Source organism: Coprococcus sp. AM14-16, from assembly GCF_003434675.1.
GTDB classification, from domain to species: domain Bacteria; phylum Bacillota; class Clostridia; order Lachnospirales; family Lachnospiraceae; genus Coprococcus; species Coprococcus aceti.
On the sequence record NZ_QTLL01000001.1, the window covers coordinates 117479 to 134630 of the forward strand.

The following is a 17152-nucleotide window of genomic DNA, read 5'->3' on the forward strand; positions in this document are numbered from 1 at the left end:
AGTATGAATAATAAGATAAAGAACATTATATTTGACATGAACGGCACCATGATATTTGACGGAAAGTATCATGAGATAGCATGGAAGGATTATGCGGAGAAGCTTGCTGGCAGACAGATGAGCACGGAGGAGTTTCAGCATCATGTGCTGGGGCACACGAACAAGGATATTCTGGAATACCTCATGGGAAATGGTACGCTCACCGAGGAGAGGATACTTGAACTTACCGAGGAGAAAGAGGCTATGTACAGAGAGATGTACATGGAAGATACTGCAAACTTCAAGCTGGTGGACGGCCTAGTGGCATACCTTGATAAACTTAAGGAACAGGGGATAAATATGAACATAGCCACAGGGTCAAATATGACAAATCTCGCATTCTATTTTAAAGAGTTTGATCTTGGAAGGTGGTTTGACATAACGATGTGCGCATATGACGATGGAACCATGAATGCTAAGCCGGCTCCTGATATGTATATCCGGGCCATGGGGCGCATCGGAGCAGTGCCGGAAGAAACCATGGTCATAGAGGATGGCCCGTCGGGAATCCGGGCAGCGGCGGCAGCCGGAGCAGGATATATAGTGGGAATCTATGGTGACTCATCAAGAGAACTGCTCGAAGAGACAGGGCTGTGCGATGAACTGATTCCGGATTATAGAAATAAGTGATAAGAATAGGGCGTGTTCAAATGGAAGAACATGCTCTATTTTACTATGATATATGGGTGCGGGGATGATTCCTACAACAACTCCATAAGTTTATTTGCAGCAACGCTCATACCACGGCGCCTGTCACTGATGATACACATGTGACGCTTTGGTATGGGCTTTTTAAATTGCAGGCGGAACAGGTCGCCGCGGTCTATATAGCTCTGGGCGAAGTCTGCCATGATGGAGCCGACGCCGAGATTTCTCATGACGAACTGGGCGATCATATCGCTGGTCGACAGCTCGAATTCGGGCTGCAGAGTCACGCCCTCATGGCTCAGGAATGTGTCGACATATGCGCGTGTGCTTGTGTCGTGTTCCAGACAAATGATCGGAAGCTCGTCAAGCTCGTGGTAATCCAGAGTTTTGCCCTGAAGATATGAGAACCTTGGTCCGGCGATGAAGATGTCCTCGATCTCCCTTGCCTGCCTGATCTCCATGTGAGGATCTGCAGGAAGAGGACTGGTGACGATACCGAAGTCTATGTTGCCTGATAGCAGATGATTTATCGTGCTGGGAGTCGGAGCATTTGTGACATGAACCTTGATCCCCGGATATAGCTGGTGGAAATGCTCCAGATATGGCAGGAGATAGAACTGCAGTGTCATATCGCTTGCACCTATACTTATCTCACCGGTCTCCATGTGGAGGAGCTGTGAGAGCTGCTGTTCACCCAGGGATATGGATTCGTATCCCGCTGCAACGTGGGAGTAGAGGAGCTCTCCGGCATTTGTCAGTGAGACGCCTTTCTTGGTTCGGATGAACAGTTCTATGCCGATCGCCTGCTCCAGAGCTTTGATCGCCTGACTTACGGCTGGCTGGGATATACACAGCTCCCTGGCAGCAGCGGATATGCTGGATGCTTTGGCAACATGGTAGAAGATCTTGTAATATTCGAAATTTATGTTCATTTATAATTTCCTCCAGATTCAATAGAGATCATTTAATATGTGTGTGTCAACAATATGTTTTATTGCAAAATAATTCAGGACTTTTTACCGTTCTATAATGGTACGATTGAAATAATTTTGCTTAAAAAATTATGCATATATAATATAAGTAAAATGGTGTTTGAGGTGGACAAAATCCATTATATTTACAGTTTATGTTGGTTTCCGCAAAATGTAAAGATAAATATAAGATACACTTATAATAAATATAAATAATATTGATTTTACTTATGACATTATAGTGTTATAATGAGAAGGTATTGTGAGTGATCTGCTTATAAATATTATGTATAGGCAGAAACATTTGAACAGCCACAATACGGATATCAGAAAATATTTCAAAATGCTGCGAAAGCGAGGAAAAGTATTATGGTAAGAGCGGTTGTAGGAGCCAATTGGGGCGATGAAGGAAAAGGTAAGATCACAGACATGTTAGGCCAGGAGTCAGACATAATCGTAAGATTCCAGGGTGGTGCCAACGCAGGTCACACAATTGTCAATGACTATGGTAAATTTGCTTTACATACACTTCCATCAGGAGTGTTCTACAGTCACACAACAAGTATCATTGGAAATGGTGTTGCACTTAACATCCCTCTTCTTTTCAAGGAGATAAAGTCCATCACAGACAGAAATGTACCAATGCCTAAGATCCTTGTATCTGACAGAGCACAGATGGTTATGCCATACCACATTCTCTTCGACGAATACGAGGAGGAGAGACTTGCAGGTAAGTCATTCGGATCAACAAAGTCAGGAATCGCTCCATTCTATTCAGATAAATATGCAAAGATCGGTTTCCAGGTAAGCGAGCTCTTTGATGAGGAAGCACTGAAGGAGAAGATCGAGAGAGTTATAGTACAGAAGAACGTTCTTCTTGAGAACCTGTATCACAAGCCACTCTTAAAGGTTGATGATATATTCAACACACTCATGGAGTATAAGGAGATGGTTGCTCCTTATGTATGTGACGTATCAGCATACCTCTATGAGGCGATCAAGGAGGGCAAGAACATCCTTCTTGAGGGTCAGCTTGGTTCACTGAAGGATCCGGATCACGGAATCTATCCTATGGTTACATCATCATCAACTCTGGCAGCTTACGGTGCCATCGGTGCAGGTATACCTCCATACGAGATCAAGCAGATCATCACTGTATGTAAGGCATACTCAAGCGCAGTAGGAGCAGGCGAGTTCGTAAGTGAGATATTTGGCGACGAGGCAGATGAGCTCAGACGCCGCGGCGGTGATGGCGGTGAGTTTGGTGCAACAACAGGAAGACCTAGAAGAATGGGCTGGTTCGACTGTGTGGCATCAAAGTATGGCTGCCGTATCCAGGGAACAACAGACGTTGCATTTACAGTACTTGATGTACTTGGATATCTCGATGAGATCCCAGTATGTGTAGGCTACAATATCGACGGTGAGGTTACAACAGACTTCCCAACAACATCAAAGCTCAAGAAAGCAAAGCCTGTATATGAGACACTCCCAGGCTGGAAGACAGATATCAGAGGAATCAAGAAGTACGAGGATCTCCCAGAGAACTGCAGAAAGTACATTGAGTTCGTTGAAGAGCATATCGGATTCCCAATCACCATGATCTCAAACGGTCCGGGAAGAAACGATATCATCTACAGAAATGCAAAGTAATTTGACCTGATTCACAGGGAAATCAAATAATAGAAAAAAAACAGGGACACTTTCCAGTAAGAGATTATTAGGGAGTGTTCCTTTTGTTGTTGTAAATAAGGACAAGTGGATTAATATTCAATTTGGAGGAATAACATAATGTCAAAAGATGAGTATTTGATCACAGATGCACCGCTTAAAGCGCTGACAGTCTTTGCAATGCCTATGATCTTGGGCAGCTTTTTTCAACAAGTGTATAATATGGCTGATTCAATAATAGTTGGCCAGTATGTCGGATCATCTGCACTTGCGGCTGTTGGCGCATGTGCCGCTCTTACAAATGTATTCATTTGTGTGGCACTCGGTGCCGGCATAGGTGCGGGCGTGCTTGTGAGCCGCTATTTTGGAGCCAGGGATTATAGTAAAATGAAAACAATAGTATCAACATCGCTGATAAGTTTTATGATCCTAAGCATACTTTTGGGTGTATGTGGTCTTATCTTTTCACGTTCGATGATGACGCTGCTTCAGACACCTGCTGACATACTGGATGAAGCGGTGCTGTATCTTCGTGTTTATTTTGCCGGATTTCCATTTTTGTTTATGTATAATATTCTTTCAACAATGTTCAATTCAATCGGTGAATCAAAGATACCGTTGGGTCTTTTGATATTTTCTTCTGTCTTGAATATTGTTATGGATCTTTGGATGGTGGCAGGCCTCGGCCTGGGCGTTTTCGGTGCAGCTCTTGCAACTCTTATTGCCCAGGGAATATCCGCAGTGTTTTCACTGCTGATTTTTCTTTGGCGTATGTGCCAATATAAAGGCCGTTTTGATTGGTTTGACAGGCACGAGTTACATTCCATGCTTAGAATTGCCGTACCATCGGTTCTTCAGCAGTCCACAGTGTCGATTGGTATGATGATCGTTCAGGCAGTTGTAAATCCATTCGGCACACAGGCGCTTGCAGGTTACTCAGCAACGATGAGGGTAGAGAATGTTTTTTCACTGATATTTGTATCCATTGGAAATGCAGTTTCACCATATGTTTCTCAGAATCTTGGTGCAAAGAAAATCAAACGTATCAAAAAAGGATATCGGGCTGCGCTGGTGTTGGATATGTGCTTTGCGATCATCGCATTTATAGTCATTGAAACACTGCATACTCAGATTTCATCTTTATTCCTTGGCAAAGATGGAACCGCTTTGGCATATCAGGTGTCTGGGGGTTATATGAGATGGCTTGGCTACTTTTTCATTTTCATGGGAATCAAGATGGCAACCGATGGGGTTCTTCGAGGACTTGGGATCATGCGCCCATTTCTCATTGCAAATATGGTCAACTTAGCGATCCGTCTGTCAGTTGCCCTGATTTGTGCGCCCCGTTTTGGTATCGAATTTGTCTGGCTTGCGGTGCCGGCGGGATGGCTTGCAAACTTCCTGATCTCTTATATGGCTCTCAGAAAGTCGTGGCCGGTTGATAAAACAATTGGCGAATGATCGGTTTGGTGCAAAGGAATGTCTGTTTTGCAATAGTACCGGCAATCATTGAGGAATACATCTTCCGGGTGTGATACTCGGAGCTTATCTGAAAGTGGAGATGATGGCGGCGGTTCTGATTAGCAGCCTACTACAAAGCATTGGATTTAAGATGGTATGGGTGATACAATCTAAAATGTAAATGCTTTGTTTAACTATAGGGGCTGATGGGAATGCGATTGATTTATTATTCTTGGATATTGATTTGATTATGAGCAACATGTTCAGAATATATCTGATTAAGCAGCTTACAGACATGTTTTTTCAGGGAGAGAATTCGGATAAGAAACATGTTGTAGGAGTATGTATTGTTTTTTATGCGATAAACAGCGCGTTGTTTATCTGTCTTAATATATAATTGATTAATCTTATATGTAATGTTCTCGGCATGCGCCATGATATCAGGAATCATTTGTCAGAGATACAGCTTCTGACCGTTTGGAGCTTGTCAAGTAAACACTGAGTGCATCAGTATTTACTCCGTTTTTTAATTAAATTTAACGAAAAGGGGGTATCGTACATCTGTTGTGTGCGAGAAAGAGAAATGGGAACATTGGAAGTGGACAAGAGTCTTAAAGCGGCGTTTAAGGAAACGCTGGAGCCGCATGGCTTCAAGAAAGTAAAGGGGAGGTATCCGCACTTTGTGAGGATGGCAACTCCTGAGATTATTCAAGTCATCAACTATCGGCTGGAGCAGGCTCTGTCGCCGCAGTTGGAAGAAAAACGGTTTGAAGTATACTGTGCGGTCGGCAGTATATACCGCCCGGAGATCAATCTGAACCGGTCTGTGTATGCCAGCATGGACTGGATAAATACTACGCATCTGGATATGTATGTTAAGGCGAAATGCAATGGCATACCAGTGTATGAGAATGAACAGCCGGGAGTTGACTATATCATCAAAAAGGGAGATGAAGCATCTCTTAGGGAACAGATTGCGTTTGCCATGACTGGCATAGAGCATTATATAATTCCGGCGTTTGACAAGGTGGTGGATTTAAAGACATGCGTAGATTATTTGGAGTTATATGGCTTTGATGAGTTAGAAATTAATAGAAGAACGGAATGTAATGGAGATGTGTTTATTTTGCCGGCAAAGTATCCGAATAAAGAATCCTATAGAGTGAAAGTGCAAAGTGATTATCAAGAGATAAAAATGGAATTAAAGCAAGACATTCTAGATAATAAAATTACGGAAGAAGAAGGAGAGCGGGAATTGACTTGGTATGAAAGGCGGTTTCGTGACAATATTGAAAGATATGGGAAATTTTTTGAAGATGAAGCAACCCAAAAAGAAGTTTCGCGGTTAAAGGCAGAGCGCGCAGAAAAAAATTTAAATGCAATACGTGCGATGGGAGTCGAAGTGTAAAAAACTAAGGGAAAAAGGGAGTAAGCATATGAAATTAAAACAAATGACAAGAAGGATTATTGCTGTAGTGCTGTCAATATCAATGTTATTGACAGTGTTACCGACGAACTGCAGCGTAGCTTTCGCAGAAAGTGGAAATTCAGGAGAGACGATTCTTGCATCTTTGACAGATGAGATTTCAAGTATGGGCGAGGCATCAGCGGAAGCGTTTGCCGATTCGACCGCAGAAGCCAGCGTGCGGGCAGGGGATTGGAGAACGGCAATTTATGTAGACCGTTTGGCGTGGAATAAATTTCACATAGAGGTGCAGAAAGATATAGTTACAAAATATAAAACAAAAGTAAGTACATCAGAATCGATAAAATCAGAGTATAGTATAGAATTTGTAGATAAAAACGGAAAAAAACTGGCAAGACAGGAAGAGCAGATATTGCTATAGAGGAAAACGAAAAGACTCATGTATGGGAAGTAAAGCCTTATTCCTATTCCGTTGACCCAAAGAAGTCGTCGGGAGAAGCACAACTAAAAAATTATGTTTTCTCGGCGAATTGTACAAAAGCCTCAGATTATATAAAAAACGGTACTGTTGATAAGACTAAGGCAACCCATTTTACCGGTAACACATCCATCATTTCGAGTAGTAGCTGTACATTTTCGATAAGTGATACAGTATCTTACGTCGTTACCTATACCGTTCAAAATAATGGTTTGATCTTATATAAATTCAAAAGATACGAAAAAAAGAAAGAACCAGAGCCGGAGCCTTCGCCGGTGACAGTTAGTGTGCCGTCAAAGAATAAAACAGAATCATATACTGACACTCAGGACTATGGAAACAATGATCAGACTGACAAACCAAGTGGTGAAGGTTTGGTTGCAATCGATCCATATGTGTATTTAACGCTCGTAGCAACTGCTACGACGCTTCAGGCGGCAAATGTGGCAATAAACAGAAATCCGAATACATGGAATTCGGTATCCGAGGCTATTATTGCTGCCTGCGAGTCATTTAAGACAACGGTAGCAGCAAATCTGCCAAAAGTATTAAAAGTGGCAGGGGTGGGTACTGTGACGACAGCGGGTGTTGTATTGGTACCGAAAACAAATGCGTACGCTCAAGAACTACAAAATGCCCAAGACGATTTTATGACCGCGGTGGAGATATATTGTGGCGAGGATATGGCGGAAGACGTTAGCGATGCAATTCAAAATGGAGATGAAGACGCATTAAACGACATTACAGACAGTCTGCAGGATTTGGCGGATGAATATGACCAGGCTGGAAACGCTCAGCCGCCAAGAGATCCGCTGGTGGTAGATTTGGGAACAGATGGCATCGAGCTGTCCACGCTTGCTGACGGCGTGAATTTTGACCTCGACAACAACGGCTTTGCAGAAAAGACGGCATGGATTGGCAACGAGGACGGATTTATAGCACTTGACAGAAATAAGAATGGTAAGATTGACAATGGCGGAGAGTTGTTTGGCGATCAGGTAACGCTGTCAAGCGGAGCATTGTCGTCTTCTGGTTTTGAGGCACTTGCAGAATATGATATCAATGGTGATAAGGTAATAGATAAAGAGGATGATGTTTATGGGCAGCTTTTAATCTGGATTGATAAGAATCATAACGGTGTTTCAGAAATGACTGAGCTTTATTCATTGGAAGAAACGGGAATCACATCGATTGGACTGGAACATAAGGAAACAAGCGTGTTGGATGAGACGACCGGAACATTGATAGCGGAGACGTCGGAGGTCGTGCTGGAAAATGGCAAGACAACGGAAGCAAGTGAATTCTGGTTTCCGGTGAAGACGTCAGATACGACACATGGCGATATCAAAACGACAGGAAATATTCCGAATATTTATCAGGCGCTGGCGGAGGATGAAACCGGCGAATTGGAAAAATTGGTGTATACATTTGTAGAATCCAATGATATAGCAGAAAAAAGGTGCTGCATAAAAGAAATTTTGTATTTCCTTGCAGGTGCTTCCGATATTGAAGCAAACAGCAGAGGCGGTAATATCGACGCCAGAGATTTAAAGGTAATTGAAGAATGTATGGGACGAGGATTTGAAGGTGTTGACGGCACTTGTCCAAATGTCAATGCAGCGGCTATTTTAAAAGATATTTATGGTACGATAGAGGATGGATACTATAACATGCTCAACCTGAATTCCAGCTTGGGCGGATACTGGTATAGTGTTGTAGAATATCAGGATGAAGACGGGAAAGACAATCTTTTGCTGAATCTTCCGGTTGCACTCATTGATGAAAAGATTTCAGATGGCGAGGATGTTGATTCTATTTTGTATGACTTCTGTCTGTATCTGGCATGGTATGATGAGATGCATCAATCGGAGATGCTTTCTGCATGGAGTGAGCATTTTTCTGCAATATCGACTCATTATGCAGAGGTGATTGAACTGGCAAAAACCGGATATGTATATATTGGAACGGAGAAAGCGGATCGTTATAGCGGTACAAATCAGAATTCATATATATTTGGAAAAGCAGGGGACGACCAGTTGAGTGGTGGAAGCGGTTCGGACCGTATATATGGAGAAGATGGTTCAGATAAATTATACGGAAATGCCGGAAATGATATTCTTTACGGAGGCTCCGGTGATGATTGTCTGGATGGAGGAGCCGGAAATGATATACTCTATGGTGGAAACATCGGAGATACTTCTGAAGATGGAGACGATGAATATGTATTTTCTACCGGATATGGTCAGGATATAATTGTTGACTATGGCGGAAGCAACACGATACGGTTTACGGGTGTATCAAGCAAGGATATACGTGTGAATGGAGTAAATGAATATGACGCAGAGATTCGCATTCAGGGAACGAATGATACGTTGACGCTGAAAAATTTCTGTAAAGATGAAGCGTATACAGACTATACATTGTTATTCCGTGATAAAAAAATACACTGTTTGGATGAAGACAGTCCGTTTCATTATATCTATGGAACCGAAACGGAAGATTCATTAAAGGCAGTAGTAGAAAATAGTTATATGTATGGGTATGCGGAGAACGATACGATTATCGGAAGTGCAGGGAAGGATATCATTTATGGAAATGCAGGAGACGATCAGATAGAAGCGGGGGACGGCGCTGATACAATCTATGGCGGAGATGGAAAAGATCAGATCAAGGCTGGTGATGGCGATGATATTTTATTCGGCGGTGCAGGTGCGGACATCCTCTGTGGAAACAAGGGAAATGATTATATGTTTGGAGAAGAAGGCGATGATACATACATATTTGATAAAGGCGATGACGTGGACGTTATAGAGGATAACTCCGGCACTTCGACGATTCAGTTTGGCGAAGGAATTCATTTGAACGATTTGACGGCGATGAAAGTTGGAGATGATTTATTCTTTTTGATTTCGGGTACAGCGGATCGTCTTGTGGTTACCGGATATTCCGACAATCCAGAACGTTTCATTGTTTATGTTGGGGAAGATGAAGTTGATGTCTCAGATATTCTGACAAAAATGGATGCTGCGGAGCTGCCGCAGATTGACGGTGAAACGGATTCTTCACCTGATGTAACAGAGGAGATACCGCGGATAGCAACGCCAACGGATGCGGATGCATCAGATGATGCGATGGATTCCTCTGCTCAGGCATCAGATAAAAGTGACGTTTCAGACAATGTAAATATTATTTCCGGTACGGAAAACTCAGACGCAGTCTTTGCAGAAAACAGTAAAAATTTTATTTTTGCAGGGGCAGAGTATGATTATATCGTCGGCGGAAGCAATGCAGATTATATATTTGGTGATAGAGATGTAGACCGGATATTGGCAGGAGACGATGCAGATGTGGTCTATGGCATGGACGGAGATGATCAGATCTTTGGAGAAAATGGAGATGACATCATAAGCGGCGGAGCAGGCAATGATTATGTAAGTGGCGGAGCAGGCAATGATGTTGTAATTTCACAAAGCGGGAATGACTTTATAGATGGCGGAGCAGATGATGACACATACTATATATCTCCTTCCTGCGGAACGGTAACAATCAAGGACACCGAGGGGAAGAATACAATCGTGTGTGCAGATGGGTTGGAATCTACGAAGATAAAAGCATATCGGTTAGATTGGAATGATTTGCTTATTGTATTTGAAGGCACAGAAACATCTATTGTGATTAAGAATTATTGCATCAATGAGGATGCTCGTGGGTTCCGGCTGATATTTGCGGATGGTCTTGTAGAATATGCAACTGCTTCCGGCGGCGTACTGCGCACAATCAATGACTGGGAAGGAACAGAATACCATACCAGTATATATACTGATGGAACGACCATTGTTGCGGAAAACGGCGACGATCAGTTAAACGGCAGCGAAGCTTCGGATAATCTTATTGGAGGCGACGGAAATAATAGAATTGCCGGAAACGGCGGCGATGATTATCTAGATGGCGGAAAGGGAACGGATATGCTATACGGCGGTGCCGGAGCGGATGTATATATCTATCAGAAAGGATATGGTACGGACACGATTTCGGATGCACAGGGTGAAAATATCATAGAAATAACAGGCTACGGAATTTCAGATATAAAAGCTTATAGAACAAACTGGAATAATTTGACGATGATTCTGGATGGAAGTGGTGAAGCCGGTTTGAGTGATTCAGGAGCTGATAAGCTCATCATAGAAAACTTCTTTGTTTCGGATGCCAACCGCCAGTATAAGGTGATTTGTGACGGCTCCGTATTTGGAATTACAGATTTTGGAAGTCCATGCAGGACATTGTATGGAACTGCCGGAAGTGATTATATGTTGGGATTTGATGGCGGACGTATGACATACTATGGTTTGGACGGCGCGGATACGTTAAATGGTTCGGATGGTACAGATGTACTTTATGGTGGTACTGGTGATGATAGGATTTTAGGCGGAAATGGAAATGACTGCCTGCTTGGAGAAGCCGGAAATGATTATTTGGAAGGCGGAGCAGGTAATGACACATACTATTTTGGCATTGGGTATGGGACGGACAGTATCAGCGATAACAGTGGAATCAATGAGATTATCTTTTGCGAGGGCTTGAAATGCGAAGACATTCTTGTTGAACGGACGAACTGGAATGATTTAACGATTCGTTTTGCGGGTTCAGAGGATGCACTTGTGTTGCTGGGGTATTTTACGTCCGATGAAAACAAAAAATTTAATCTTGTCTTTTCGGATGGAGTAAAATACGAGTATGATGCGCAGGAGAATCCGATTTTACAGGAATTGAGCATGGGAGAATAAATAGAATTTTATTGCACGGGAAAAGGTCATCTGGTTTCTTGAAAACCAGATGACCTTTTTTGAAAAGCAGAAAGGCTTCTTGTCCTTTCATTAGTATATTCAATTTAAAGTCAACTATAATTATTTATCCTTGTTATCAGCGTCGATCACTGACTGGATCTGTTTCATGAGAGAGTCATAGTTGTCCTGATTGTCGATTCCTCCAAGCATAGGTTCTCCGACAATATTGCCATTTCTGTCGACTAGTATGGTTGTAGGAAATGCCATGATGTCGGAGGCATACTTGCCTATACTTGAATCAGAGTCAATGGAGATATTGCGGTATTTTGCACCCTGGCTGTCAAGAATGGCTGCGGCTTCCTTGATAGCATCTTCGTTTCCGTCAAATGTCTCTGTGTTGATACCTACTACCTCGCCTCCCATCGATTTGATGGCATCGTTTAATTCATTAAGCTTGGATAATTCTGCGACACAAGGCTTGCAGCCGGTAAACCAGAAATTAACGACAGTTACTGCATTATTGGAAAACAGGCTTTCGTCAACAGAATTACCATCCAAATCCTTGCCGGAGAAACTCTTGAAAGGTGTGATTTCTTCGGAACTGTCGTTCTGGTCGGTGCTCTCTGATCCTGCGTTTTTATTTTCGATTTCATCTATCTGCTTTTCAATCTGTCTGATGGTTTCAATATCATCGTTAAGTGTTTTCAGTTCATCATCTGTAAAGGATTCCTTGTTTGATTCAACGGTGCCGGCCAGATAATCGGCATAATCTCCGTTTGGATCAGCGCTGCTTTTATTCATCATGCCAAATACCTTGTTCCATACTTCCTGGTGATCTGAAAAGATCTGGTTCTCCTGCTGATATAAATCATCCAGTTTCGTGTTGGAATTGTCCGCAGCTTCAGTGGTGGCTTCTGTCTGGGTTTTTTGTGAACTCTCAGTTGTGGCAGATCCTGATCCGTTACATGCCGTGAGAGATAATGCTGCACAGAGAGTGATAATAGATATTAATGATTTTTTTGTCTTCATAATAATTGCTCCTTTAAATAATAATTTAAATAATATTAGTGTGGTTGATTGTTACATGTTGGTTTTGGAAGCTTGCTTATGTCCTTTTGGGGAACATGGCTTTCCCATAAACTGATAGTGGATCGCATCTTTTGGACATGCCTTTATACACGCTCCGCATCGTATGCATTCCGGATGATTTGGTGTTTTGCATACATCTACATCCATTTTGCATGCCATTGAACACTTACCGCATCCGACACATTTGCTGCTTTCAACCTTGATACTCATAAGGCTGACCTTGTTGAATAATGAGTAGATTGCGCCGAGAGGACAAATCCATTTACAGAAGGGTCTGTAGAACAGAATACTCAGAACGACAACTGTAATTAAAATAAGGCATTTAAAGGAAAACAGCTTTCCAAGTGCAGAGCGTATAGCTGCATTTCCAAGTGAAAGTGGTATAGCCCCCTCCAGAACACCTTGTGGACAAATATACTTACAGAAGAACGGGTCTCCCATTCCTATGGAGTTCGTTACAAGCATCGGCAGGAGTATAACGAAAACAATAAGGATTATATATTTCAGGTATCTTAGTGGTTTCAGCCTGGCTGTGGAAAACTTTTTTCCGGGAATTTTGTGAAGCAGATCCTGAAACCATCCAAATGGACACAAAAACCCACATATAAATCTTCCGAGGATCACACCGATTAAAATGAAAAAACCGGTTATGTAGTAAGAAAATTTAAATTTGGATGATCCGACGACCGCCTGAAATGCACCAATGGGACACGCTCCTGTTGCAGCAGGACAGGAGTAACAGTTTAGTCCCGGTACGCATACTGTTTTTGCCTTGCCCTGATAGATCTTGCCTTTAAATAAATTGGGGATGTGAATATTGGTAAGCAGCGTGGCAGCTGCCTGTATCCATCCGCGTATTCTGGCTGTTTTTTTTGACAGTGATTTGTTCTTATCCAATTCCTACACACTCCAGACATAATTTTATTGCTTTGCTGAGCACGGCAGCCGCTTCGCCTCTGACTGCACCATAGCTAATCATTGCTATACCTGTGATGAGTAAAATGATCTGAGATATTTTCCTGTACTTCAAGTTATTGCAGCTCCTTTCATGATTGTGTTTGTTGACCAGCTGACTTGGATATTATACAATAGCTGTTGTAAAATTTTTGTTAAGAAGGATTTTTGTTAAGAAACAGGTGACAGTTTTGAGATTATTGATAGTTGAAGATGAGAAGCAGATATGTGATATGGTTGCGAAAAGTCTGTATGATGCCGGGTATGAGGTGGATACCTGTTATGACGGCGAAGAGGCTCTTGAATGCATTCTGTCAGAGGAATATGACCTGATCGTTCTGGATCTGAATCTGCCGGGCATGGATGGAATGGAGATTTTAAAGGAACTCAGGCAGAAAAATGAGGAGACAAAGGTTATCATATTATCTGCGAGGGGACAGATCGCGGATAAGGTTGAAGGGCTGGATGCGGGTGCAAATGATTATATGGAAAAACCATTTCATTTGCAGGAGCTTGAGGCACGTATCAGAAGCCTTACAAGAAGAAAATTTGTACAGAAGGATGTATGTCTGGAAAGCGGTGGCATAAAGTTTGACACGATAAAACGTGAGGCATACGCAAAAGGAGAGAAGGTTCCCCTTACAAGAAAAGAAAATGGAATCCTGGAATATCTGCTTCTTAATCTGGGCAGACCGGTAAGCCAGGAGGAATTGATGGAGCATGTCTGGGATGCTTCAGTGGACAGCTTCAGTGGAGCGATCAGAGTACATATGTCTTCGCTGAGAAGAAAGCTTAAGGCAGTGCTTGGATATGATCCGATTTTGAACAAGGTGGGAGAAGGCTATAAAATACGAGAGGAGTCCGACAGATGAAAAGAATGTCGCTGCAGTGGAGGCTTACCTGTATAATCACATTATATATTGCGCTTATATGTGGATGCCTTACTTTGCTTGTCTATAAAAATGGAGTGTATTATATTGATTCTCTGCAAGAAACCGTTGATGCCCAGGGAGATGATAATGGGAGCGGTACTGATGAAATATATATCAGTATTCCGGAGGATAAGTGGGATGAATTTGCAAATGATTTTTCTGTTAAGGTGTACAATAATAAGGCAGATTACAAAAAAAACAGCCTGATAATTTCTGCCTTGCTGGCCCTGCTTGGCGGAGTAGCCACATATTTTATAAGTGGGCATGCACTAAAGCCGATCGGGGAGTTTTCTGATAAAATTGAAGAGGTACAGGCACAGAATCTGGCAGATTCACGGATAGAAGAAAACAATGTTAAAGAACTGAACCAGCTCAGCGTTTCATATAACAAGATGCTTGAGCGCCTCTCGGATGCATTTGAGATACAGAGACAGTTTACTGCAAATGCAGCACATGAGCTCAGAACTCCACTGTCTTTAATGCAGATACAGCTTGATTCATATAATTCTGCCCGGCATCCGGGAGATGATGAAGTCACTCTGCAGACGATAAAGATGGTCACTGAACAGAATGAGAGACTCAGCAAAATGGTAAAGACTCTTCTTGATATGAGTGAGCTTCAGACTGTGAGCCGTGATGATAAAATAATGGTCGATGCGCTTGTTGATGAGGTGTTGGCAGATCTGGAACCGCTTGCACAGGAAAAGGATATAGAACTTATTGGAGAATGCGCGGATGTAACGATGATAGGAAGTGACATCCTTATTTATAGGATGTTATACAATCTTGTTGAGAATGCTATAAAATATAACCGCACAGGAGGACGGGTTACAGTAACAGCGCGTCAGAAGGAAAAACACGTTTACCTGTCAGTGGAGGATACCGGAAATGGTATCCCGGAAGAACTTAAGGAGCGCGTGTTTGAACCTTTCTTTCGCGTGGATAAATCCAGAAGCCGTGAGCTTGGCGGCGTAGGACTGGGACTTGCTCTTGTCCGCGAGATCGTGATAGTGCATGATGGCAATATTGCAGTTAAGTCTAATCCGTCTGGAGGAACGATTTTTGAAGTCGTTTTATAAAGTGAGCATTATATTGTTGCCGTTGCGGATTTTGCACGGCTAATTTTATTTTCCCCGAACTTTCTCCTCAGCTGCTTCATAACCCACAGGTACGCAGGTATCAGAAAGAGATCGGCACATACCCATGCAAGCGGACTTCCTAGTGATACGCAGATGAAACCGAAATGAGGCACCAGCACGAAACCGGCAACAGAACGGGCGATCATCTCACATATGCCTGCAAGTATGGCGAAAGTCGAGTAACCAAGTCCCTGTATCATGAATCTTACGATATTCACAAGAGCCAGGAATATGTAGAATGCGGCGTTGATAACTACGAATTCATATATGTAGCCGATAAGCTCAATCTGTTCCTTCTTTACAAAGAGAAGTGCAAGCTGCTTTCCGAACACGATGGAGAATGCCAGAGCCACGAGGGCATATATGATTCCCATCTTGATACAGGCTTTAAGGCCCTGATCAACACGGTCAAGACGCCTGGCACCAACATTCTGACCTCCGTATGTTGCCATGGTGGAGCCCATTGCATCGAAAGGACAGCACATGAACATGGAAATCTTGCTTCCGGCTGATACGGCTGCAACATATGTTGAACCCATATCATTGACTGCGGTCTGAAGAATGACACTGCCTATGGCTGTTATGCTGTACTGCAGTCCCATAGGCAGACCCATACCGCAGAGCTTAAGGCAGTGGCGCATGCTGAATGTCCAATCCTCTTTGCTGAATTCAAGATACTTCAGTTTCTTTGTCATGTATATCGTACATATGATTCCTGACACTGCCTGTGAAGCTACTGTGGCAACTGCAGCTCCGGCGACGCCCATAGGAACAACAAGTATAAGATCAAGTATTATGTTGACAATTGATGAGCCCACAAGGAATATGACAGGTGTGATACTGTCTCCGAGTGATCTCAGTATCCCGGCGGTCAGGTTGTAGAGGAAGATTGCCGGAATGCCCAGGAATATTATAAATATGTATATATATGCATCATCGATGATATTCGAAGGTGTTCTGAGAGCCTTGAGTATCTGCATGGTAAAGATGCTTACTGCCACTGTTATAACAGCAGCCAGTGCAACAGATGACCATATGCTGTTGATAATGTAGGCCTTGAGATTCTTGAAATCCTTGGCTCCATAAGCCTGGGCAACAGGAATGGCAAAACCATTGCAGATACCGATACAGAATCCAAGTATCATGAAGTTGATGCTTCCGGTAGAACCCACCGCCGCCAGCGCGTCTGTTCCGAGCTTCTGCCCGACTATGACAGAATCTACCATATTATAAAACTGCTGAAATATCAGACCAAAGAGAAGGGGCAGACCAAAGTTCAATATAAGCTTTGAAGGTTTTCCATCTGTGAGGTCTTTTGTGCCACTGATGCGTGCGATAAAATTCTTCATGTAATTCACCTCTCCAAAATTGTTATTTACAGGTTGTTTTCACGATACTGTGTATTTGCTAGTTAATCACCTTTTAATGATTATATATATGGAAAAAAGGTGATTAAACGTGGTAAAATGTAAACACTTTTGTAATGCTGAAAACTTGATATATATTAGTCTCTGAACTAATATAAGTACAGTCGTAAAAGTGATGAAAATAGAGAAAATA

At 42.6% G+C, this 17152-nt stretch carries 13 protein-coding genes; 8 read left to right on the forward strand and 5 right to left on the reverse strand.

Annotated features, from left to right (window positions below):
* Positions 1-3: 3 nt before the first annotated feature.
* On the forward strand, positions 4-669 hold the full coding sequence (locus tag DW159_RS00630; protein ID WP_117548591.1) for an HAD family hydrolase: 666 nt from the start codon (positions 4-6) through the stop codon (positions 667-669).
* Between the two features lie 71 nt (positions 670-740).
* On the opposite strand, the gene DW159_RS00635 is transcribed toward DW159_RS00630, so the two are convergent.
* The gene (locus DW159_RS00635) at positions 741-1619 is read right to left on the reverse strand and encodes a LysR family transcriptional regulator (RefSeq protein ID WP_117548592.1); all 879 of its coding nucleotides are present in this window, start codon (positions 1617-1619) and stop codon (positions 741-743) included.
* A gap of 408 nt (positions 1620-2027) precedes the next feature.
* On the opposite strand from DW159_RS00635, the gene DW159_RS00640 reads away from it, so the two are divergent.
* From DW159_RS00640 to DW159_RS00665, 5 genes are all read left to right on the forward strand, one after another.
* Positions 2028-3311 carry an adenylosuccinate synthase gene (locus tag DW159_RS00640; RefSeq protein ID WP_117548593.1) on the forward strand — a complete coding sequence of 428 codons (1284 nt, stop codon included), beginning with the start codon at positions 2028-2030 and terminating at the stop codon, positions 3309-3311.
* A gap of 138 nt (positions 3312-3449) precedes the next feature.
* A complete protein-coding gene (locus DW159_RS00645) occupies positions 3450-4790 on the forward strand; it encodes an MATE family efflux transporter (protein WP_117548594.1) in 1341 nt (446 codons plus the stop codon).
* 583 nt (positions 4791-5373) lie between these two features.
* Positions 5374-6198, forward strand: a complete 825-nt coding sequence (locus DW159_RS00655) for a hypothetical protein (protein WP_117548595.1) — start codon at positions 5374-5376, stop codon at positions 6196-6198.
* Positions 6199-6226: 28 nt separating this feature from the next.
* Positions 6227-6637 (forward strand): hypothetical protein, encoded by a 411-nt coding sequence (locus DW159_RS00660; RefSeq protein WP_117548596.1) that lies wholly within the window; start codon positions 6227-6229, stop codon positions 6635-6637.
* Between the two features lie 332 nt (positions 6638-6969).
* Complete coding sequence (locus DW159_RS00665) at positions 6970-11478, forward strand: calcium-binding protein (RefSeq protein ID WP_147323098.1); 4509 nt, start codon at positions 6970-6972, stop codon at positions 11476-11478.
* 120 nt (positions 11479-11598) lie between these two features.
* On the opposite strand, the gene DW159_RS00670 is transcribed toward DW159_RS00665, so the two are convergent.
* From DW159_RS00670 to DW159_RS00680, 3 genes are read right to left on the reverse strand one after another with little or no spacing between them, the layout of a single operon-like run.
* Positions 11599-12507: a TlpA disulfide reductase family protein gene (locus DW159_RS00670; RefSeq protein ID WP_117548598.1), complete on the reverse strand. Its 909-nt coding sequence runs from the start codon at positions 12505-12507 to the stop codon at positions 11599-11601.
* Between the two features lie 51 nt (positions 12508-12558).
* The gene (locus DW159_RS00675; RefSeq protein WP_117548599.1) at positions 12559-13464 is read right to left on the reverse strand and encodes a 4Fe-4S binding protein; all 906 of its coding nucleotides are present in this window, start codon (positions 13462-13464) and stop codon (positions 12559-12561) included.
* Entirely contained in the window at positions 13457-13597 is a 141-nt protein-coding gene (locus tag DW159_RS00680) for a CD1871A family CXXC motif-containing protein (RefSeq protein ID WP_117548600.1), read from the reverse strand. Before DW159_RS00680 ends, DW159_RS00675 begins: the two co-directional genes overlap by 8 nt.
* Before the next feature lie 157 nt (positions 13598-13754).
* Between DW159_RS00680 and DW159_RS00685 the strand changes: the two genes are divergently transcribed.
* Together DW159_RS00685 and DW159_RS00690 are read left to right on the forward strand one after the other, a co-directional pair.
* Complete coding sequence (locus DW159_RS00685; protein WP_238050552.1) at positions 13755-14393, forward strand: response regulator transcription factor; 639 nt, start codon at positions 13755-13757, stop codon at positions 14391-14393.
* A complete protein-coding gene (locus DW159_RS00690; protein WP_117548602.1) occupies positions 14390-15532 on the forward strand; it encodes a HAMP domain-containing sensor histidine kinase in 1143 nt (380 codons plus the stop codon). Before DW159_RS00685 ends, DW159_RS00690 begins: the two co-directional genes overlap by 4 nt.
* A gap of 8 nt (positions 15533-15540) precedes the next feature.
* Here the strand turns inward: DW159_RS00690 and DW159_RS00695 are convergent, their stop codons facing one another.
* On the reverse strand, positions 15541-16941 hold the full coding sequence (locus DW159_RS00695) for an MATE family efflux transporter (protein ID WP_117548603.1): 1401 nt from the start codon (positions 16939-16941) through the stop codon (positions 15541-15543).
* Positions 16942-17152 lie beyond the last annotated feature (211 nt).